Annotated in this window: 23 protein-coding genes; 9 read left to right on the top strand and 14 right to left on the bottom strand. The window is 72.1% G+C overall.

What is annotated here, in order from left to right; all coding sequences use genetic code 11:
• Positions 1 to 61: 61 nt before the first annotated feature.
• On the bottom strand, positions 62 to 1039 hold the full coding sequence (locus tag HAV39_RS03865) for a nickel/cobalt transporter (RefSeq protein WP_191837764.1): 978 nt from the start codon (positions 1037 to 1039) through the stop codon (positions 62 to 64).
• A 207-nt stretch (positions 1040 to 1246) separates the two neighbouring features.
• Between HAV39_RS03865 and HAV39_RS03860 the strand changes: the two genes are divergently transcribed.
• Together HAV39_RS03860 and arfA are read left to right on the top strand one after the other, a co-directional pair.
• The gene (locus HAV39_RS03860) at positions 1247 to 1882 is read left to right on the top strand and encodes a PT domain-containing protein (RefSeq protein ID WP_203736134.1); all 636 of its coding nucleotides are present in this window, start codon (positions 1247 to 1249) and stop codon (positions 1880 to 1882) included.
• Between the two features lie 187 nt (positions 1883 to 2069).
• A complete protein-coding gene (gene arfA / locus HAV39_RS03855; protein WP_191837763.1) occupies positions 2070 to 3587 on the top strand; it encodes an arabinosylfuranosidase ArfA in 1518 nt (505 codons plus the stop codon).
• 135 nt (positions 3588 to 3722) lie between these two features.
• Here arfA and HAV39_RS03850 read toward each other — a convergent pair whose 3' ends face one another.
• Genes HAV39_RS03850 through HAV39_RS03835 form a run of 4 tightly spaced genes read right to left on the bottom strand, consistent with a single transcriptional unit; the run spans position 3723 to position 6304 of the window.
• Positions 3723 to 4709 (bottom strand): aldo/keto reductase, encoded by a 987-nt coding sequence (locus tag HAV39_RS03850; protein WP_191837762.1) that lies wholly within the window; start codon positions 4707 to 4709, stop codon positions 3723 to 3725.
• Between the two features lie 59 nt (positions 4710 to 4768).
• Positions 4769 to 5329, bottom strand: coding sequence for a GNAT family N-acetyltransferase (locus HAV39_RS03845; protein ID WP_191837761.1), 561 nt, complete (start codon positions 5327 to 5329; stop codon positions 4769 to 4771).
• Between the two features lie 25 nt (positions 5330 to 5354).
• A complete protein-coding gene (locus HAV39_RS03840; protein ID WP_191837760.1) occupies positions 5355 to 5540 on the bottom strand; it encodes a hypothetical protein in 186 nt (61 codons plus the stop codon).
• Between the two features lie 26 nt (positions 5541 to 5566).
• Positions 5567 to 6304: a CBS domain-containing protein gene (locus HAV39_RS03835; RefSeq protein ID WP_239120360.1), complete on the bottom strand. Its 738-nt coding sequence runs from the start codon at positions 6302 to 6304 to the stop codon at positions 5567 to 5569.
• Positions 6305 to 6453: 149 nt separating this feature from the next.
• Here HAV39_RS03835 and HAV39_RS03830 point away from each other — a divergent pair, with 149 nt between their 5' ends.
• The gene (locus tag HAV39_RS03830; protein ID WP_230689580.1) at positions 6454 to 6684 is read left to right on the top strand and encodes a DUF6158 family protein; all 231 of its coding nucleotides are present in this window, start codon (positions 6454 to 6456) and stop codon (positions 6682 to 6684) included.
• An 82-nt stretch (positions 6685 to 6766) separates the two neighbouring features.
• Here HAV39_RS03830 and HAV39_RS03825 read toward each other — a convergent pair whose 3' ends face one another.
• Entirely contained in the window at positions 6767 to 7006 is a 240-nt protein-coding gene (locus tag HAV39_RS03825; protein ID WP_191837759.1) for a hypothetical protein, read from the bottom strand.
• 117 nt (positions 7007 to 7123) lie between these two features.
• Between HAV39_RS03825 and HAV39_RS03820 the strand changes: the two genes are divergently transcribed.
• Positions 7124 to 7879, top strand: a complete 756-nt coding sequence (locus tag HAV39_RS03820) for a hypothetical protein (RefSeq protein ID WP_191837758.1) — start codon at positions 7124 to 7126, stop codon at positions 7877 to 7879.
• 242 nt (positions 7880 to 8121) lie between these two features.
• Here the strand turns inward: HAV39_RS03820 and HAV39_RS03815 are convergent, their stop codons facing one another.
• The 3 genes from HAV39_RS03815 to HAV39_RS03805 form a co-directional block, all read right to left on the bottom strand.
• Positions 8122 to 8601 carry a GNAT family N-acetyltransferase gene (locus HAV39_RS03815; protein WP_191837757.1) on the bottom strand — a complete coding sequence of 160 codons (480 nt, stop codon included), beginning with the start codon at positions 8599 to 8601 and terminating at the stop codon, positions 8122 to 8124.
• A 42-nt stretch (positions 8602 to 8643) separates the two neighbouring features.
• The gene (locus tag HAV39_RS03810) at positions 8644 to 8889 is read right to left on the bottom strand and encodes a DUF5522 domain-containing protein (protein WP_191837756.1); all 246 of its coding nucleotides are present in this window, start codon (positions 8887 to 8889) and stop codon (positions 8644 to 8646) included.
• A 131-nt stretch (positions 8890 to 9020) separates the two neighbouring features.
• Complete coding sequence (locus tag HAV39_RS03805) at positions 9021 to 9587, bottom strand: GNAT family N-acetyltransferase (RefSeq protein WP_191837755.1); 567 nt, start codon at positions 9585 to 9587, stop codon at positions 9021 to 9023.
• A gap of 195 nt (positions 9588 to 9782) precedes the next feature.
• On the opposite strand from HAV39_RS03805, the gene HAV39_RS03800 reads away from it, so the two are divergent.
• The 4 genes from HAV39_RS03800 (at position 9783) to HAV39_RS03785 (ending at position 11480) form a co-directional block, all read left to right on the top strand.
• Positions 9783 to 10103, top strand: a complete 321-nt coding sequence (locus HAV39_RS03800; protein WP_191837754.1) for an ArsR/SmtB family transcription factor — start codon at positions 9783 to 9785, stop codon at positions 10101 to 10103.
• Positions 10100 to 10459 carry a VOC family protein gene (locus HAV39_RS03795; RefSeq protein WP_191837753.1) on the top strand — a complete coding sequence of 120 codons (360 nt, stop codon included), beginning with the start codon at positions 10100 to 10102 and terminating at the stop codon, positions 10457 to 10459. Before HAV39_RS03800 ends, HAV39_RS03795 begins: the two co-directional genes overlap by 4 nt.
• A gap of 79 nt (positions 10460 to 10538) precedes the next feature.
• Positions 10539 to 11030 carry a helix-turn-helix domain-containing protein gene (locus HAV39_RS03790; RefSeq protein ID WP_191837752.1) on the top strand — a complete coding sequence of 164 codons (492 nt, stop codon included), beginning with the start codon at positions 10539 to 10541 and terminating at the stop codon, positions 11028 to 11030.
• 9 nt (positions 11031 to 11039) lie between these two features.
• On the top strand, positions 11040 to 11480 hold the full coding sequence (locus tag HAV39_RS03785) for a VOC family protein (protein ID WP_191837751.1): 441 nt from the start codon (positions 11040 to 11042) through the stop codon (positions 11478 to 11480).
• 75 nt (positions 11481 to 11555) lie between these two features.
• Here HAV39_RS03785 and HAV39_RS03780 read toward each other — a convergent pair whose 3' ends face one another.
• Complete coding sequence (locus HAV39_RS03780) at positions 11556 to 11879, bottom strand: hypothetical protein (RefSeq protein ID WP_191837750.1); 324 nt, start codon at positions 11877 to 11879, stop codon at positions 11556 to 11558.
• 231 nt (positions 11880 to 12110) lie between these two features.
• On the opposite strand from HAV39_RS03780, the gene HAV39_RS03775 reads away from it, so the two are divergent.
• Complete coding sequence (locus HAV39_RS03775; RefSeq protein WP_191837749.1) at positions 12111 to 12869, top strand: AfsR/SARP family transcriptional regulator; 759 nt, start codon at positions 12111 to 12113, stop codon at positions 12867 to 12869.
• An 89-nt stretch (positions 12870 to 12958) separates the two neighbouring features.
• On the opposite strand, the gene HAV39_RS03770 is transcribed toward HAV39_RS03775, so the two are convergent.
• The 4 genes from HAV39_RS03770 to HAV39_RS03755 all read right to left on the bottom strand — a co-directional run bounded on the left by HAV39_RS03770 (position 12959) and on the right by HAV39_RS03755 (position 17697).
• Complete coding sequence (locus tag HAV39_RS03770) at positions 12959 to 14548, bottom strand: glycoside hydrolase family 43 protein (RefSeq protein WP_191837748.1); 1590 nt, start codon at positions 14546 to 14548, stop codon at positions 12959 to 12961.
• Positions 14545 to 15420 carry a carbohydrate ABC transporter permease gene (locus tag HAV39_RS03765; RefSeq protein ID WP_191837747.1) on the bottom strand — a complete coding sequence of 292 codons (876 nt, stop codon included), beginning with the start codon at positions 15418 to 15420 and terminating at the stop codon, positions 14545 to 14547. Before HAV39_RS03765 ends, HAV39_RS03770 begins: the two co-directional genes overlap by 4 nt.
• 10 nt (positions 15421 to 15430) lie before the next feature.
• Entirely contained in the window at positions 15431 to 16330 is a 900-nt protein-coding gene (locus HAV39_RS03760; RefSeq protein ID WP_191837746.1) for a carbohydrate ABC transporter permease, read from the bottom strand.
• 68 nt (positions 16331 to 16398) lie between these two features.
• Positions 16399 to 17697, bottom strand: coding sequence for an extracellular solute-binding protein (locus HAV39_RS03755; protein ID WP_191837745.1), 1299 nt, complete (start codon positions 17695 to 17697; stop codon positions 16399 to 16401).
• Positions 17698 to 17780 lie beyond the last annotated feature (83 nt).

Raw genomic sequence — 17780 nt, 5'->3', positions numbered from 1 at the left:
GATTATTAACTCTCTTAACTGTTAATGTCCATGCCAGATTGATGAAGCTCCATTGTGGATTTCAGGCCAGCAGCGCCGTGGCCGCCACGCCGACTCCTACCACGATCACCGCGGACGAGGTGACCAGCGGCAGCAGCCGCCAGGCGCGGTGCGACGTCCAGGCGCGCGGCGCCCGCTCCAGCCGGTCGCGCATCCGGGTCAGCAGCAGGCCGATCCCCAGCAAGGACGCCGCCATGCCCGCCCCGTACGCCGCCACCAGCAACACGCCGTACCAGGCCCGCCCCAGCGCCACCGCGCCCAGCAGCACCACCACGGCCGACGGGCTCGGCATCAGGCCACCCGCGAGCCCCATCGCCACAACCCCCTGACCACCGGGCCGCCGCGGGCCGTGCCCGGCACAGCCGTCATGCCCGCCGGCACCGTGTCCGTCGTGCCCGCCGCGTCCGTCCTGGCCGGCGTGCCCGCCCGCGATTGGCATGGGGGCACCATGCCCGTGCTCGCCGACCCGGTCCCGGTCGCGCCAGGCCCGGCGGAGCAGCGACAGCCCCACGGTGACGACCAGGGCTCCACTCAGCACGGTGAGCAGCGTGTACACCCGGTGCGGGACGAAACGCAGCCCGGCGGCCAGCACCACGCCCAGCACGAGGACCCCGGCGGTATGGGTGAGCGCGACCGTGCCCGCCACCGAGACCGCCTGCCGCAGCGAACCGCGCTCGTTCACCAGGTACGTCGCCATCAGCAGTTTGCCGTGCCCGGGGGCCAGCGCGTGGCCCGCCCCGAGCGCCAGCGCCACCCCCATCGCCAGCAGGGCGAACCCCGGCGTCAGCGCCTCCCGCCCGACCAGCCCCGCGAACTCGGCCGTCAGCCTGCCCAGCAGTAGCCCGTGGTCGTGGCCGTCCTCGGCCAGGCCCGCGGATCCGCCGCCGGTGTCCCCGGCCGCCCACCACCCGGCCAGCCCCACGCCGACCAGCCCGGCGACGGCAGCCAGGACCCGCGCGGCCCGCCCGCTCCGTCGCGCTGACCGCCCTGCATCCGCCATCGCCCGCCCTTTCGCTCTGCGGGCTCAACTCGGGACAATATGGATAGAAACGGCCTACGATCGGTGGTATCACGCGCGCCCGTTTTATGGGGTCTCATCCGTGATGGCACGTATCCAGGGCAGGAGATCCGCGTTGACCAGGTGGTGCAGCAGCCCGGCCAGCCCTCCTACCCGCCGCCCGCCCGGACGGCCAGAGAAGGACGACCCATGCGTATGACCCGAGAGCAGTCCCGTCTGGCCTGCCTCGCCGCTCTCGCGACGGCGCTCACCGCGATGGTGGTCGCGTCCGTGATGTTCCTGTTCGTCGCGCCCGGCCACACCGCCGGCCCCGACGACCGGACCAAGCACCGCGGCTACGGCTCGCACAGCCCGTCCGCCCGCCCGAGCGACGGCCCGTCCGCCCGCCCGAGCGACGGCCCGTCCGCCCGCCCGAGCCATGGCCCGTCCACCGCACCGAGCGACGGCCCGTCCACCGGACCGAGCACCGGCCCGTCCGAGTGGCCGTCGGAAGGCCCCTCCGAATCGGCGACCCCGTCGACCGGAGTCTCCGGCACCCACCATGACGACGGTGGCGATGATGACGACGACGATGACGACGATGACGGTGGCGACCACGGCGGTGGCGGCGGTGGCGGCGACGACGAGCTGCCGCGGACCGGCGTCTCGGGTCCGTCGACCGCGACGATCCTGCTCACCGGCCTGACCGTGCTGCTGCTCGGCGCGGGCGCGCTGTGGCTGGCCGCCGCGATGTCCCGCCGCCTCGAGGGGACCCGCCTGCAGGCGCAGGCCGCCGGAGCCGTCGCCGCGCTGCGCCGCCGCCCCAGCCCGCGCCCTCGCGACTGAGCCCGGCCCCGTCCGAGCCGCCTTTGACAGACGTTGGCCTATCCGGATGACTTCGATCGCCGAATTCTCATCCTGATAGGCCGACGTCTATCGGCGGGCAGGTGCGCCAGGGCTGTTCCCGGGGTCCGGCGGAGCGATAGTTTCGCGGCTGTGGACGGGGCGGGCCGGGTGCGCGAAGCTGGCCGTCATGCCCGCACCCCATACCGCCGAGATCTTCCTCGACCTGCACTTCACCACCGGTGAGGTGGACCCACTGCTGTTCGGCTCGTTCGTCGAGCACCTCGGCCGGTGCGTGTACACCGGACTGTTCGAACCCGACCACCCCGCCGCCGACGCCGCCGGCCTGCGCACCGACGTGCTGGCACTGATCCGCGAGCTGGGCGTGACCATGGTCCGCTACCCGGGCGGCAACTTCGTGTCGGCATACCGCTGGGAGGACGGGGTCGGCCCGGCGGACCTGCGGCCGCGGCGGCTGGACCCGGCCTGGCGCACCATCGAGACCAACCGGTTCGGCCTCGGCGAGTTCACGGCCTTCACCCGCGCCGCCGGGCTGGAGCCGATGATGGCGGTCAACCTCGGCACCCGGGGCATCAGCGAGGCCGGCGACCTGCTGGAGTACTGCAACCACCCGAGCGGCACCACGCTGTCGGACCTGCGTGGCGCGCACGGCGCACCGGAGCCCTACGGCATCCGGCTGTGGTGCCTGGGCAACGAGATGGACGGGCCGTGGCAGGTCGGGCACAAGACCGCCGACGAGTACGGCCGCCTGGCCGCCGAGACCGCCCGGCTGATGCGAATGATCGACCCGTCGGTGCGGCTGATCGCCTGCGGCAGCTCCGGATCGGGCATGCCGACGTTCGGCGACTGGGAGTCGACCGTGCTCTCGCACGCGTACGACCAGGTCGACTACCTGTCCCTGCACGCCTACTACGACCCCGACGCCACCGACCAGGCCTCCTACCTGGCCAGCGCGCAGGACATGGAACGGTTCATCACCGACGTGATCGCCCTGTGCGACGCGGCCCGCGTCCGCCACCGCTCGACCAAGCGGCTGTCGCTGGCCTTCGACGAGTGGAACATCTGGTACATGTCCCGCCAGCGGCCCGGCCAGGGCGAGTGGCCGCGCACGCCGCGGCTGCTGGAGGACGTGTACACGGTCGCCGACGCGGTGGTGTTCGGCAGCCTGCTGATCACGCTGCTGCGCCACTGCGACCGGGTCACGGCGGCGTGCCTGGCGCAGCTGGTCAACGTCATCGCGCCGATCATGACCGAGCCGGGCGGGCCCGCCTGGCGGCAGACCACGTTCCACCCGTTCGCCCAGGCCGCGCGGTATGCCCGCGGCCAGGTGCTGCAATTGCACGTCGCGTCGCCGACCTACGAGACCCCGAAGTACGGCGACGTGCCGCTGCTGCACGCCACGGCGGTGCACGGCGAGGACGGCGTGCTGACCGTCTTCGCGGTCAACCGCGACCCGGCGGCGGAGCTGCCGCTGGCGGTGCACCTGGGCGGCTTCGCCGCGGGGGGGCCGGGCAGCCATTCGGTGCTGGCCGACGCCGATCCCGCGGCCGCGAACACGGCGTCCGAGCCCGACCGGGTGACGCCTCGGACGCGGACTGCACCCGCCGTCGAGGGCGGACGGCTCACGGCGACCCTGCCGCCGCTGTCCTGGAACGTGATCCGGCTGCCGCTCGCGACCGCGGGCTGAAGCCCGCGCAGCCACCTCCGCCGCCCGTTCAGCACCGGCTGCGCGCGGACCGCCGTCACCGCAGGCAGCAGCCTTCGGGGGTTAAGAAGGGCACCTTCTTATACGCGGAGCGATAAGAAGGTGCCCTTCCTTTGCTTACCAGCGGTGGTGGATCTGGGGACGGATCAGGTCGTCGTAGGTTTCGGTGACGACGCGGAGCTGGTCCGGCAGGAGGGCGGGCAGGTCGGCGGCGGCCGCGTTGGCGCGGGCCTGCTCCGGGTTGCGGGCGCCGGGGATGACCACGCCGACGCCGGGCTGGTCGATGATCCAGCGCAGCGCGAACTGGGCCATGGTCGCGCCGGCGGGCACCACCGGAGCCAGCCGGCGCACCGCGGCCAGGCCGGTGGCGAAGTCGACGCCGGAGAAGGTCTCGCCGACGTCGAACGCCTCGCCGTGGCGGTTGTAGGTGCGGTGGTCGTCCGCCGAGAACGTGGTGTGCTCGTCGTAGCGCCCCGACAGCAGGCCGCTGGCCAGCGGGACCCGGGCAATGATGCCCACCCCGGCGGCCGCGGCGGCGGGCAGCACCCGCTCCAGCGGCTTGAGCCGCAGCGCGTTGAAGATGATCTGGACGGAGGCCACGTTCGGCCGGGCGATCGCGGTCAGCGCCTGGTCGCAGGTCTCCACGCTGACGCCGTACGCCGCGATGCGCTTCTCCTGCACCAGCGTGTCCAGCGCGTCGTAGACGGCCTCGTCGGAGTAGACCTCGGTCGGCGGGCAGTGCAGCTGGACCAGGTCCAGCGTGTCCACGCCCAGGTTTGCCCGGGACCGGTCGTTCCAGGCCCGGAAGTTGTCCATCGAGTAGTTGGCGGGTTCCTGCGCGACCCGGCGGCCCATCTTGGTGGCCACGGTGATCCCGTGGCCGGGGCCGCGCTCGCGCAGGAACCTTCCGATCAGGGTCTCGCTCCGGCCGTCGCCGTACACGTCGGCGGTGTCGATGAAGTTCACGCCCGCGTCGACCGCGGTCGCGAGCACCGCCAGGGCGTCGTCCTCACTGACGCTGCCCCAGTCCGCGCCGAGCTGCCATGCGCCGAGCCCGACCACGCTCACGTTCCGGCCTGTCCGGCCGAGGATTCGCTGCTGCACCTCGACAGCCTACGGCGACCGGCGGCGGCCTTCCCCGGCACGCCACGGCCGTCGCCGCGTCACAGGTCGCGGTGCATCACGATGCAGTCGCGCCCGGCCTGCAGGTCCGGGCGGCGGTCGACCTCGGTGTAGCCGAGCCGGGTCCAGAACGCGAGCGCGGCCGGGTTGTTCACCAGCACGGCCAGCCGCACCCCGGGCCGGCCCGCCCGGCGCAGCCGGTCGTGGACCTCCTCGGCCACCGCACGGCCCAGCCCGCGACCCGTGCGCCGGGCGTCGACCATCAGCAGCCCGATCCACGGAAACCCGTCCACCGGGTGCGCCTCCAGCAGCGCCACCACACCGGCGAGCGGCGCGCCCGCGTCACCTCGGACGGCATCCCCCTCGTCCCGGCGGGTCGGACCGCCGGAGCCGGGCACGCGAGCGAGGAACACCCCGACGCCGGGCGTCGCCAGTTCCTCGGTCAGCGCGCCGGCGACCTCGGTCGGGCTCACCGACTCCGGTTCCGGACCAAACTCGCCGCTGAGGCGGTGGAAGGCGGCGTTGCCGGCGTAGAGCTCCGCGAGCTCGGCCAGCACGGGCGAGCCCGGAGCAATGTCGCCGGGCAGCAGCGGGATCAGCATCGACCGAGGGTACGCCCCTGGCTGGTCAGCCCTGGTCCCGGCGGTTGCGCCGCGCCGGGTTGTTCGCCTTCTCGATGGCGCGCACCAGCTCGACCTTGGTCATCTGCCAGCGGCCGGTGATGTTCAGCTTCTTGGCCATGCCGAGCAGCTGGTCCTTGGTCTGGTTCGACTGGTATCGCAGCTTGCTGCGCATCTCCCGTTGGATCGGCATCGGGCCTCCCGCTCGTTCGATCCTGCCTACTCGATCCCCAGCGTGCCGTCGCGGGGACGCTCGGGTCCGTCCACCTCGGCGTTGAACTCGTAGCGCCGGTTGAGGCGGTCGGTGTCGTCGTACTCGAAGGTCAGCGCGTTGACCACGTCGATCACGCCCGGCACGCCGCGCACCAGGCGCTCGGCGATCTGGGCCGAGCTGCGCCGGCCGGTGCCGCCGGTCAGCGTCACCACGCCCTCGTCGACGATCGCGTCGATCTCGGGCGGCTGCACGAACAGCATGCCCTGGATGATGTCGTGCACCACGTCGTGCCGGATGGCCTCGTCCGAGCGGCGGTACGTGCGCAGCAGGTCGCGCCGCGACACGATGCCCACCAGCATGCCCTCGGCGTCGACCACCGGCAGCCGCTTGAGGTGCTCGTCCTCCATGATCCGGGCGGCCGCGACCACGGAGGCGTCCGGCGCGACGGTGATCACCGGGCTGGTCATCAGGTCCTCGGCCTGGTCGCCCTCGGCCTTGGCCCGCGCCACGGCACGCCGCCTGCGCTCGAACAGGTGCCGCTGCGGCTCCTCGCCGGTCAGGGCCAGCTTGTGCAGCAGGTCGGCCTCGGAGACGATGCCGACCACCACACCGCCGGGATCCAGCACGGGCACGGCGCTGATCCCGTGCTCGGCCAGCCGGTCGATGATCTCCTTGTACGGCGTCGCGGTGCCCACACTGATCACCGGTGCGGACATCACCTCCCGCACGGTCCGCACCGTCATCGACGTACCCCCTCGTTCGGCCGGTGTGACCCACCCGCGCAGGCCAGACTGGAGAGGTGAGCCACCGCGGCCGGTGGGTATGTGCCCACCGTGATCGTACCGAGCCGGACGTGCCCGTCCGGCCCGGTTGACCCACCCGGAGGTGCATGATGAGGTCCGACGTGGCCGACCGCAGCGGTATACCGGCCGCCGCGCTGAGCAACCACGAGCTGTCCCGCGAGCTGGCGTCGCTGCACCGCACGCGGCACGACACGTTCGTGCACGGTTCGGACAGCGCGCTGGCCAACCATGATCAGCGCAGCCGCGAGCTGGAACTGGAATACCTGCGGCGGTTCCCCGAACGCGATCCCGATCCGCGGCGGCTGCGCCCCGTCGGCTGACGAGGGCGGCCCGGCCGGCGCTCCTCGCCGGCGCAGCGGACAGCTCCGTCCCTTTCGGACGGCGAACGAGTGTCCGATCAGGTCAGTGGCCGGTGAAGAGCACCTTCACCCGGCGCTGGCCCTGCTGCACCCCGGCCTCGGCGGTCAGCCGACCCGCGATGGTGTCGGCGGCGTCACGCGAATCGGCGGTGTGCTCGGCATCGCGCTGCTCCGGCCAGCGCAGCTCGTCGCGTCCACCACCATTCGGGTCAAGCGGACGAACGCGGCTGACCACGACAATCCACTTGCCTGCGGCCGCCTTTCGCCTCCTCCACCAGAACATCTCTGCCTCCGTATCCCGCGTGCGCCGAGTGCCCACCGTACCGTGGCGCGTTTAACGGGACAGCCCTCGGTTGCGAGGTACGTTGGAAGAACGACCGGCCTCACTGGGGAGGGCAAGGTGACAGGCCTTTTCGCTTCGATAGGCGTCGACCTCGCCCGGGAAGACCTGCGGCAGTTCACGATGTCGGTCGTCACCGCGGGCGTCGCGGTGACCCTGTCCCGCCGTTTCTGCGACCACGTATGGACCGACGCCTCCGGCGCCCGGGTGATCGCGCGGGCCCGCTGGGGCCGCATCCACCACATGCAGCCCTCACTGGCCGGCGGCGCAGTGGCCGTGGCCTGCGCGAACATCCGCCTCATCGACGACCGCACCGCGGTCATGGACCTGCTCGACGAGACCGACGGCGGCCTCGTCTGCCCGGTCGCCGTGCACCTGGAGGACCACACCGCGCTGCACGTCGCCGGCGGCGGGCTGGCCCGCGGCCAGGTCACCCTGTCCGCCCTGGCCGAGACCGTCGAGCCGCCGCCCGCCGACGAACCCGCCGCGACCACCCCGCGCGGCCTGATCTGCGACGACCTGGTCCGCCCCGGACTGGCCGAACCCGGCTGGACGCCCACCGCCCGTGCCCGCCTGCGCGGCACGGTCCGCCTGGCCGAACTGCGCACCAACACCCTCACCGGCGAACAGTTCCACTGGCTGCGCCTGCGCGTGCACCCGCACATCGACATCGACGTGGCAGCCCCCGCCTCGACCCTGCCCACCAGCCCCAGCCCCGGCGCCCCTCTCCGCGCCACCGCCACCCTCACCGGCCGCCTCGACCTCCAACCCCACACCCTGAGGAAAGGAAGGGCACCTTCTTATCGCTCCGCGTAGAGGAAGGGCACCTTCTTAACGGCTGACCCTGCGGGACCTCGGCGTATACAGTCCGGGACCTGTCCCACCATGCAGAGACAGGTCCCGCCTGACGCCTGAAGGTCGTGCCCAGCGTGGTTGCGCCACGTCCGGGGACTTCGTGGGACCCGGGCGCGGCGCGGCTGAGATCTGGCGCCATCATCACACCCGGCGGTTACCGGCGCGTCCCCCGTCCGACCATGTGCGGACGGGCTTCGGTCGGGTCACCGCCGCCCGGCGACCCACCGCAGCGAGGTGTGCGAGACCGGCGCGAAGCCCAGTTCCCGGTAGAGCGGCTCGCCGTCGGCCGTAGCCCGCAGATCGACCGTCGACACCCCGCGCTCGGCGAACCAGTCCAGCAACGCGCTCATGCAGGCCCGCGAGAAACCCCGGCGGCGGCACGCCGGGTCCGTCACCACGTTGTACACGTACCCGGTCCGCCCCGACGGGTTCGCCGGCCCGCCCAGCCGCAGGTCGACGGTGCCCACCGCACACGCGGCCAGGCCCACCCCGTCGGGCACGTCCACCACGTACGCCGCCATCGTCGGCACCGGCTCCGCCAGCCGCGCCCGCAGCATCGCCAGCGCCTCCTGCTGCCACGGCCCCGGCTCGACCGGCTGCCCCGCCATCGCGCCGAGCATCACCGCCCGCAGCCTGACCAGCTCCGCCGCGTCCCCCGCCACCGCTCGCCGCGTCTCGATCACGACCCGCAGGCTAGCCGAGACGATGCGGCCGCGCCCGCCCGATCAGGTCACGTAAGGGCAGTGGCGGCAGCCCCGGGTGCAGCAGAACCCGCGCTTGGCGAGGAACCCGGCGCTGAGCACGAACAGGCCGGAGGACGGGTCGAGGTAGCCCGGGGTGCCGTCGCGCAGCGCCTCGGCGTGCCGGGCCAGGATCTCGGCCCGGTCCGGGTGGTCCTCGCGGAGCCGCGACGGATGCGGTTCGTCCAGCTCACGCGGTGCCAGGGGCCATCGTTGCCGGGGTTCGGGCATCCGGCGACGATATCGCGCGGCACCCGGCACATCGACGTCCGGTGACCTCATCGACACCCTGACCGCCATCAGCGCTCTCGGCCAGGCTCGACGCGCCAGCGACGAACCAGCGGTCGGGCACGGGCCGATGGTCAGCGCGCGGCCGAGCTGGGCTCGTCGGCGGCCACGCGGGCGAACAGCAGCATGTCGCGGCGTGTCCCGCCCAGCTCCATCCAGCTGCGCAGCAGGCCCTCCCGCCGGAACCCGGCGCGCTCGGCGGTGCGCACCGAGGCGGTGTTCCACGGCTCGACGTGCAGGTGCACCCGCGGAATCGCGAGGTCGGTCAGCGCGAAGCGGGCCACCGCCGCCAGCGCGTGCCCGGCCGCGCCGCGTCCACGGCCGGAGGGTGCGATCCAGTAGCCGGTCGCGGCCCGGCCCTCGGCCAGCTCGGTGACCCACAGCCCGATCTGGCCGACCGCCCGGTCCGCGGCACGGTCGACGATCGCCAGGGAGTACCCGACGCCCTCCCGCGCCCGGTCGTGCTGGCGCTGCACGAACGCCAGCCCGTCGGCCTCGGTGTACGGCACCGGCACCGAGCTGATCACCGGGATGTACGGGTCCGCGGCGGCCTCCTCGATGAGCGGCAGGTCACCGGCCCGGAACGGGCGCAGCAGGAACGGTCCCGCGTCGAGTTCGGGGATCACCAGTCCGTCGGTCATCGCGCGAGTCTGCCACCTCTGCCAGGCAGTCGCAGCACACCTGAGCGGGTGGGTTGGCGCACCGACCGACCAATAGGTAAGCTGTAGCTTACGCGATTTGCGGCAGCGGATCTGCCGCGACCAAGCCGGAGACGGCACGGGCAGCACGCGGTCGAGCAGGAACGGCGGCGGGCGTGCCGCGGCGCGGGGGTGGTGGTGGCCGGGCTCGACGAGATCCTGAACGCGGTCGCCGACGGCACCCGGCGGGCGATCGTGCAGCGACTCGCCCACGGCCCCGCGACGACAGGCCAGCTCGCCGAGCTCGCGCCGATGAGTCGTCCCGCCGTCTCGCAGCACATCAAGGTGCTGCAGGAGGCGGGGCTGCTGCGCACCACGCTGGCCGGCCGGCACCGCTGGCACCAGCTCGACACCGGGGCGCTCGCGGCGGTCGAGAACTGGGCCCGCCGCACCGCGCAGATCGCCCGCGCCGCCCCTGAGCTGCGCCTGCCCGAACCGCCTGACAAGGAGCAACCATGATTCAGCCCATCAGCTACGTCGAGCTCAACAGTCCGGACCTCGACGCGACGTCGTCGTTCCTGTCGGCCGCGTTCGGCTGGCGGCCGCAGCCGTTCGCCGCCCCGGACTACCTGGTCGCGGCGCACGGCGACGCCGCCGGTGTCGACACCGGCATCATGCCGTCGCGCGACGGGCAGCCCCGGGCGATTCCGGTGATCCGGGTGGAGGAGATGGCGGCGGCGATCGAGCGGGTGCGCCGGCACGGCGGAACCGTCGTGGTCGAGCCGTTCACCATCACCGGGGTCGGCCAGGGCTGCTACATCACGGACCCGGCGGGGCTGCTGATCGGCCTGCACGCGTACGACGCCGCAGCCTGAGACCGCAGGCGGGGCCCTGTGCTCGGTCAGCTCGGCGACCCGCCCGGTTTCGTCGGTGGGCGGGCCTAGGCTCGGATGCATGGCGAGGGTGTCCCGGCCGGTGGCGGTGGACCTGCTGCCCCACCTGCGGCGGGCGCACGATCACATCGACCGCCACTACGCCGAGGCGCTCGACCTGGACCGGCTGGCCCGGGTGGCGGGTGTGTCCAAGTTCCACTTCGTCCGCAGCTTCGAGGCGACCTACGGTGAGACACCGATCCGCTATCTCACCCGGCGGCGCATCGAGCGGGCCCAGGACCTGCTGCGCCTGGCCAACCTGACGGTGACCGAAGTGTGCATGATCGTCGGCTTCGCCAGCCTCGGCTCGTTCTCGACCCGGTTCCGCGCGCTGACCGGCGAGACGCCGACGGCATACCGCGACCGCTGGGCGGCCCGGGGCGGCCCGCACGTGCCCGGCTGCTTCCTGTTCATGCGCGGCGTGCTCGACCTCGGCGGCACCACCGGGCATCCCACGGCGGGTGCCGCAGACCGCGCAATCTCGGAGAAGCCGCAGCTCAGCACCGAGTCCTAGGCTGGCAACATGATCACAAACATCTCGCTGGTCACCGTGTACTGCCTCGACCAGGACAAGGCCCGTGACTTCTACGTGGACGTGCTCGGCTTCGAGGCCGGGGCCGACATCACCATGGGCGAGGGCTTCCGCTGGGTGACCGTGCGGCACCCGAGCCAGCCCGAACTGCAGGTCACCCTGATGACGCCGGGCCCGCCGCTGGACGCCGACGCCGCCGACTTCATCCGCCGCCAGCTGGAGAAGGGCGCGATGGGCGGGCTCGGCCTGAGCGTCGACGACTGCCGCAAGACGTTCGAGGAGCTCAGCGCCAAGGGCGTGGTGTTCCTGCAGGAGCCGGCCGACCGCCCGTACGGCGTCGAGGCGGTCATGCGCGACAACTCCGGCAACTGGCTGGTCCTCGTCGAGGAGAAGCAGTGGACCCCGGAGGACTTCGACTACCCCCGCGGCTGACCCGCGGTTCGCCGGACACGGAGGATGCCCTGCCCATCCGGGAGGGCATCCTTCCACTTTCCCGACAGGCCCGGTCTAGCAGTACCGGGCCACGCCGGCCTCCCACCCCTCACCGAAGCCCGCCTCATAACCCTGGGCGAACTTCCAATTGTCGAACTGGCGGCTGGCGTAGGAGCGCTGGCAGTCGTCCTTCGCGTCCTTGAAGCCGTCGCGGTAGCCCTGCCGGTAGCCGTCGCGCCACGGATCGGCGACAGGCTGATCCTGCGTCGCCACCGTGGACGACGGTGCGGCGGACGCCGGTCCCGAGGACGCCTGCGCGGCGGTGGCCGGCGCGGACACCGCCAGGGCGGCCGCTATCGCGGCGGTGCCGAACAGAACTGACACCTTTCGGGTACGCATGGGGTCTTCCTCCCCTCGGCCGGTGATCATCGGTGCGACGTCGATTCATTCTGTGGCGGGCACCGTCACCCGGACGTGACGCCGGCGTGACGAGCCGTCCGGACAGATCGGGCATCCGGCCTGCACCGGCATGGTCCGGACCGTAGGCTGCTCGTGGGTGATAACGACACCCCGTTCCTTTCCCGAGGCTGTGCGGTGGGCGCCGCAGCCGGGCCGGCGAGACGAGTGGTGATGTCCCTTCCTCGGGCGCAGGACGGCAGTACGCCACCCGCGGCACACCTCGCACTGCTCGGCGGCTTCGAGCTGACCGTGCAGGACGAGCCCGTGCCGGTGTCGGGCGGGTCGGCGCGCCTGCTGGCGTTCGTGGCGATGCGCTGCCGTGCCGCGGTTCCGCGTGCGCTGGTGGCGCAGACCCTCTGGCCCGCCGCACCGGAACGGTGCGCCTACGCGAACCTGCGTTCGGCGCTGTCCCGGCTGCCCCGGGCCTCCCGGGACGCGCTCGACGTCCATCCCGACGAGATCCACCTGGCCCGGCACGTCAGTGTGGACCTGCACCGCGCCCGCCGGACGGCATACCGCGCGCTCGACCCGGCGGTGGCCGTCCACGACCTCGGGCTGGATCCGGAGACCATGAAGGACCTCTCGACCGATCTCCTGCCCGGCTGGTACGACGACTGGGTTCTGCTGGAGGCCGACAACTGGCGGCAGCTGCGGCTGGGCGCTCTGGAGGCGGTGGCGGTCGGGCTCATCGAGGTGGGACGGTTCGCCGAGGCGCAGGTGGCCGCACTGACCGCGGTCCGCGACGACCCGCTCCGGGAGACGGGCCACTCCATCCTGATCCGAGCCCACCTCGCCGCGGGCAACCGCGGCGAGGCACTGCGCGATCTGGACCGCTACGAGCGATACCTGCACAACGATCTCGGGCTGGAACCGACGCCCGAACTCCGGCGGCTCGTCGCCGAGCTGATGCGCGCCGTCACCCCCCGGTGAACCGCCACCGCGAGCGCACCGCCGCCCGGCAGGGTTAAGAAGGGCACCTTCTTATACGCGGAGCGATAAGAAGGTGCCCTTCCTTGCCTTCACACGGTGTACGTGGCGTGGGCGAAGTCGGCGGGCATGGCGTTGCCGGACAGGTCGTGGGACCACAGGCCGAGGAACGCGCCGGTGAAGCCCCAGATCTGGAAGACGCCGTCGGGGCTCGCCTCGATGGCGTGCTCGTCGGACAGGATCCGCGCGTCCAGGGCGGAGCCCAGGCGGTGCCAGGTGTCGCCGTCGGCCGACCAGCTGAAGCGCAGGTCGGGCAGGTCGAGGTCGGCCCGCAGCCGGATCGGGCCCGTCGGCGGGACCGGGGCCGGGACGTGCGCCGGGCGGTGCAGGCGGCCCCGGTCGCAGGACAGCAGCTCCAGGCAGCGGCCGAGACCCTCCCGCCAGGTCAGGTACGCGTAGTGCCAGTTGCGGGTGTTGTAGTAGGCGGTGATCCCGGCGAGCTGCTGCGGGCTGCGCGGGTCAGCCTCGACCGACGCCGTGAACGTGCACTTCGCCGCCGTCACCCGGCGTGCCACCAGGCTGGTGTCGAACTTCGACGACGGCGAGCGCCCGCCGTGCAGCCGCAGGTGGCCGGGCCGGGCGTGCAGCGACGCCCAGTCGGCGTGGAACGGCCGCCGCAGCGTGCTCCACTGCGGGCCGAGCACGGGCGCGGCGAAGTCGTCGGTCTCCGGTTCGGCGGGCCAAGGGTGCGCGGGCAGGTCCGGGGCCGGGACGGTGAGCGCGGGCCGTGCTCCCTCGATGCGCGGCCAGCCCTCAGCGGTCCAGTGCACGGGGGCCAGCGCGGTCTCCCGCCCGAGCACGCACTCGTCGCGCTCGGTGAGCGGCCGGCCGACCAGGTACGCCAGGTACCACTGCCCGGCCGGGGTCTGCACCAGGCTGCCGTGCCCGGCCTTCTGCAGCGGCAGCCGGGGCTCGCGGGCCGCGCTCAGCAGCGGCGTGACCGGATCGACCTGGTACGGCCCGAGCAGCGACCGCGCACGCGCCACCGTCACCTGGTGGTCCCAGCCGGTGCCGCCCTCGGCGGTGAGCAGGTAGTACCACCCGTCACGCCGGTACACGTGCGGGCCTTCGGTGTACAGCGCGGGTGTGCCGCTGAAGATCGTGACGGGTTCGCCGAGCAGCTTGCCGGTGTCCCGGTCGAACTCCTGCGCGATGATGCCCGCCGACCAGTGGTGCCCCGGCCGCCAGTCGAGATCGTTGCTGAGCAGCCAGCTGCGGCCGTCCTCGTCGTGGAACAGCGACGGGTCGAAGCCCCGGGCATGCAGCGGCACCGGGTCCGACCACGGCCCCTCGATCGACGTCGCCGTGACGACGTGGTTGGGCACGTCCCAGAACCCGCCCGCATACCCGGCGACGTTCGTGAACACCACGTAGAACACCCCGTCGGCGTACGACAGGCACGGGGCCCACACCCCGCCGGAGTCGGGCGTGCCGGTCAGGTCCAGCAGCCGCGGCTCGGTGAGCACGCCGCCCAGCGGCCGCCAGTGCGCCAGGTCGCGCGAGTGGTGCAGGCGCACTCCCGGCATCCACTCGAACGTCGACGTGGCCAGGTAGTAGTCCTCGCCCACGCGCAGGATCGAGGGGTCGGGGTGGAAGCCGGGCAGGATCGGGTTGCGGATCATCCCTTCACCGCGCCGGCCATGATGCCGCCCACGATCTGCCGGGCCAGCAGCAGGAACACGGCCAGCACCGGCAGCACGCCGAGCAGCGCGCCGGTCAGCATCAGCGCGTAGTCGGTGTAGTAGCCGCTGGCCAGCACGGACAGCGCTACCTGCACGGTGGGGTTCTCCGGGTTGAGCACGACCAGCGGCCAGAAGAAGTCGTTCCACGCGCCCATGAAGGTGAACAGGCCCAGCACCGCCGCGGCGGGCCGGATCGCGGGCAGCGCCACGTGCCAGAAGATGCGCACCAGCGAGCAGCCGTCCATCATCGCGGCCTCGACCAGCTCGGTGGGCACGGTCTCGTCGACCGCCTGGCGCATCCAGAACACCCCGAACGCCGACACCAGCGCGGGCACGATCAGCGCCTGCAGGTGCCCGGTCCAGCCCAGCTCGGTGGTGAGCAGGTAGAGCGGGATGATGCCGAGCTGGGTCGGCACCATCATGGTGGCCACGACGGTGACCAGCAGCGCGTTGCGGCCGCGGAAGCGCAGCCGGGCGAACGCGAAACCGGCCAGCGCGGAGAAGAACACGTTGCCGACCGCGACGGTGGTGGCCACGATCGCCGAGTTCATCAGCGCGAGCGAGAACTCGGAGCTGTCGAAGACCCGGCTGATGTTCTCCATCAGGTTGCCGCCGGGCACCAGCGGCGGGGTGGCCTCGCCGATGGCGCTGTTGTCGGAGCTGGCCACGACGAAGGTCCAGTACAGCGGGAAGACGGACGAGGCGAGCACGGCGGCCAGCAGCAGGTAGCTCAGCGGCTTGCCGCGGCCCCCGGCGGAGCGGGCCCGGCGTCGGCGGCGGGGCACGGCGGTGGCTGCGGTGGTGGTGGTCATCGAGGGCTCCTCAGCGGCTCGCGACGGCGCGGCGTACCACCGCGAAGTTGATCAGTGCGAAGACGGCGACGATCAGGAAGAGCACCCAGGCGATGGTCGCGGCCGAGCCGGCGTCGAAGAGCGTGAAGCCCTTCTCGTAGAGGTACATCGTGATCGTCTGGTACTGCCGGTCGGAGCCGCCGGTGCCGGTCGAGGCGCCCTTGGACTCGAACAGCAGCGGCTCGGCGAACAGCTGCAGGCCGCCGATGGTGGACACGACCGTGGTGAACAGGATCGTCGGGCGGATCATCGGCACGGTGACGGTCCAGAACGCCTTCCAGGTCGACGCGCCGTCCAGGCGGGCCGACTCGTACAGGTCGTTCGGCACCGCCTGCATCGCGGCCAGGTAGATCAGCGCGTTGTAGCCGGTCCAGCGCCACGTCACGATGGCCGCGATGGCCAGGTGCGAGGACCACACGTTGGCGGGCCAGTCGATCGGGTCGAGCCCGACCAGGCCGAGCAGCCAGTTGACGATGCCGAAGTCGCGGCCGAAGACCTGGGCGAAGACCAGCGCCACCGCCACCACGGAGACCACGTTGGGCACCAGCACGCCGGCCCGCCAGAAGGTGCGCCCGCGCAGTTTCGTATTGAGCAGTGCCGCCAGCCCGAGCGCGGTGAACAGCTGCGGCACCGTCGAGATCACGAACAGGCTCAGCGTGTTGACCAGCGCGTTCCAGAAGTCGGGGTCGGCGAACAGGTCGCTGTAGTTGGCGAGGCCGATGAAGCCGCCGTCGCCGTTGATGAGGTGCCAGTCGTGCAGCGACATCCACAGCGTCGCCAGCAGCGGGTATGCCCCGAACACGGCGAACAGCACGAAGAACGGTGCGACGAACAGGTACGGGGTGAGGTGCCGGTCGAGGCGCCCGCGCATGTCAGCTCCTGGAGGGGTCGAGGAGGGGCGGCACGGCGTCGAGAGGTGACGCCGTGCCGCCCGGGTTCTCACTTGCCGAGCGCCTTGCCGGCCTCGGTGAGGGCCTGCGCCCAGGCGTCCGCCGGGGACTGCTTGCCCTGCTCCACCCGGGCCAGCGCCCGGCCGAAGACGGGCCGCACGTCGGCGTCACGGGTGCCGCGGTAGTTCGGCTGCAGCGTCTCGCCGGACTTGGCGTAGATCTCGCCGACCGGGGCGTTGCTGAAGTACTCGTTCTTGAAGCCGAGCACGGCCGGGTTCTTCAGCGTCTCCGGCTGCGAGGGCAGCGAGCCGACGTTCTGGAAGATCTTGGCCTCGGCGTCCGGCGAGGTCAGGAACTTCGCCAGCTCGTACGCCTCCTTGGCGTGCTTGCCCTGCTTGGGCACGGTCAGGAACGACCCGCCCCAGTTGCCGCCGTTGCCGGGGATCTTGGCGATGTCCCACTTGCCGGCGTTCTCCGGTCCGGAGCCGTCCTTGATCAGGCCCAGCATCCAGCTCGGGCACGGCAGCGTGGCGAACGTGCCCTGCTTGAAGCCGACGTTCCACTGCTGGCTGAACGGGTCGAGCTTGGCCGACATGCCCGGCTTGTTCGCCACGGCGGCGACCTTGTCGAACGCCGCCTTCACGGCCGGGTTGCTGTCGCCGACGTAGGCGTCGGAGGTGTCGAAGTAGCCGTACGGGGTCTGGTTCATCATGGCCTGGTAGATGTTGCCCACGCCGTCGAACCACTTGGCCTTGCTGCCCGACGCGACGAACCGGTCGCCGACCGCGAAGTACTCGTCCCAGCCGGTCCACAGCGCCGACACCTGGTCCCGCTCGACCGGCAGCCCGGCCGCTTTGAACAGGTCGGAGCGGTAGCACAGGGCCAGCCCGCCCATGTCGGTGCCCAGGCCCATCACGAAGTTGCCGCTGTCGGCCAGGCTCTGCTCCCACTTCCAGGGCAGCCACTGCTTGGCCAGGTCCTTCGCGCCGAAGTCGGCGAGGTTGACGAACTTGTCCTTGGACTGGCGGAACTGCGGCAGGTAACCCTCCTCCACGGCCTCGATGTCGGCCGCGCCGGCACCGGCGCCCAGGCGGGTCGCCAGCTGCTTGTGGTGCTGGTCGAACTCGGTGACCCGGAGCTTGACCGTGACGTTCGGGTGCGCGGCCATGTAATCCTTGACCAGCGGCTCGTATCCGAAGTCGCTGAACGTGGCCACGGTGAGGGTGATCTTCTCGCCCTCACCGCCGCTCTCGTCGCCGCCGCCGCAGCCGGTGAGCGCGAGCGCTCCGGCGACGAGACCGGCGGCCAGGCGAACGCCCCTGCGGGCGAACACGCCTCCTGCTGCCATGCGTTCCTCCTCGATGAACGGGCCGGCGGGCGGCCCGGAAAGTGAGTCGATGGGGGGAGCGCCGCGCCGCCGGGATGCCGAGG

The organism is Catellatospora chokoriensis, from assembly GCF_011297315.1.
Classification (GTDB): Bacteria; Actinomycetota; Actinomycetes; order Mycobacteriales; family Micromonosporaceae; genus Catellatospora; species Catellatospora citrea.
This window is presented reverse-complemented; position numbering and strand designations above follow the sequence as displayed.

Coding starts and splice junctions, on each gene's coding strand:
- arfA (WP_191837763.1), top strand. CDS start 2,070: ATGCCCGCACCCCATACCGCCGAGATCTTCCTCGACCTGCACTTCACC.
- HAV39_RS03845 (WP_191837761.1), bottom strand. CDS start 5,329: ATGCTGATCCCGCTGCTGCCCGGCGACATTGCTCCGGGCTCGCCCGTG.
- HAV39_RS03860 (WP_203736134.1), top strand. CDS start 1,247: ATGCGTATGACCCGAGAGCAGTCCCGTCTGGCCTGCCTCGCCGCTCTC.
- HAV39_RS03805 (WP_191837755.1), bottom strand. CDS start 9,587: ATGACCGACGGACTGGTGATCCCCGAACTCGACGCGGGACCGTTCCTG.
- HAV39_RS03795 (WP_191837753.1), top strand. CDS start 10,100: ATGATTCAGCCCATCAGCTACGTCGAGCTCAACAGTCCGGACCTCGAC.
- HAV39_RS03830 (WP_230689580.1), top strand. CDS start 6,454: ATGAGGTCCGACGTGGCCGACCGCAGCGGTATACCGGCCGCCGCGCTG.
- HAV39_RS03770 (WP_191837748.1), bottom strand. CDS start 14,548: ATGATCCGCAACCCGATCCTGCCCGGCTTCCACCCCGACCCCTCGATC.
- HAV39_RS03760 (WP_191837746.1), bottom strand. CDS start 16,330: ATGCGCGGGCGCCTCGACCGGCACCTCACCCCGTACCTGTTCGTCGCA.
- HAV39_RS03765 (WP_191837747.1), bottom strand. CDS start 15,420: ATGACCACCACCACCGCAGCCACCGCCGTGCCCCGCCGCCGACGCCGG.
- HAV39_RS03775 (WP_191837749.1), top strand. CDS start 12,111: ATGTCCCTTCCTCGGGCGCAGGACGGCAGTACGCCACCCGCGGCACAC.
- HAV39_RS03835 (WP_239120360.1), bottom strand. CDS start 6,304: ATGACGGTGCGGACCGTGCGGGAGGTGATGTCCGCACCGGTGATCAGT.
- HAV39_RS03790 (WP_191837752.1), top strand. CDS start 10,539: ATGGCGAGGGTGTCCCGGCCGGTGGCGGTGGACCTGCTGCCCCACCTG.
- HAV39_RS03840 (WP_191837760.1), bottom strand. CDS start 5,540: ATGCCGATCCAACGGGAGATGCGCAGCAAGCTGCGATACCAGTCGAAC.
- HAV39_RS03865 (WP_191837764.1), bottom strand. CDS start 1,039: ATGGCGGATGCAGGGCGGTCAGCGCGACGGAGCGGGCGGGCCGCGCGG.
- HAV39_RS03785 (WP_191837751.1), top strand. CDS start 11,040: ATGATCACAAACATCTCGCTGGTCACCGTGTACTGCCTCGACCAGGAC.
- HAV39_RS03825 (WP_191837759.1), bottom strand. CDS start 7,006: ATGTTCTGGTGGAGGAGGCGAAAGGCGGCCGCAGGCAAGTGGATTGTC.
- HAV39_RS03780 (WP_191837750.1), bottom strand. CDS start 11,879: ATGCGTACCCGAAAGGTGTCAGTTCTGTTCGGCACCGCCGCGATAGCG.
- HAV39_RS03755 (WP_191837745.1), bottom strand. CDS start 17,697: ATGGCAGCAGGAGGCGTGTTCGCCCGCAGGGGCGTTCGCCTGGCCGCC.
- HAV39_RS03810 (WP_191837756.1), bottom strand. CDS start 8,889: ATGCCCGAACCCCGGCAACGATGGCCCCTGGCACCGCGTGAGCTGGAC.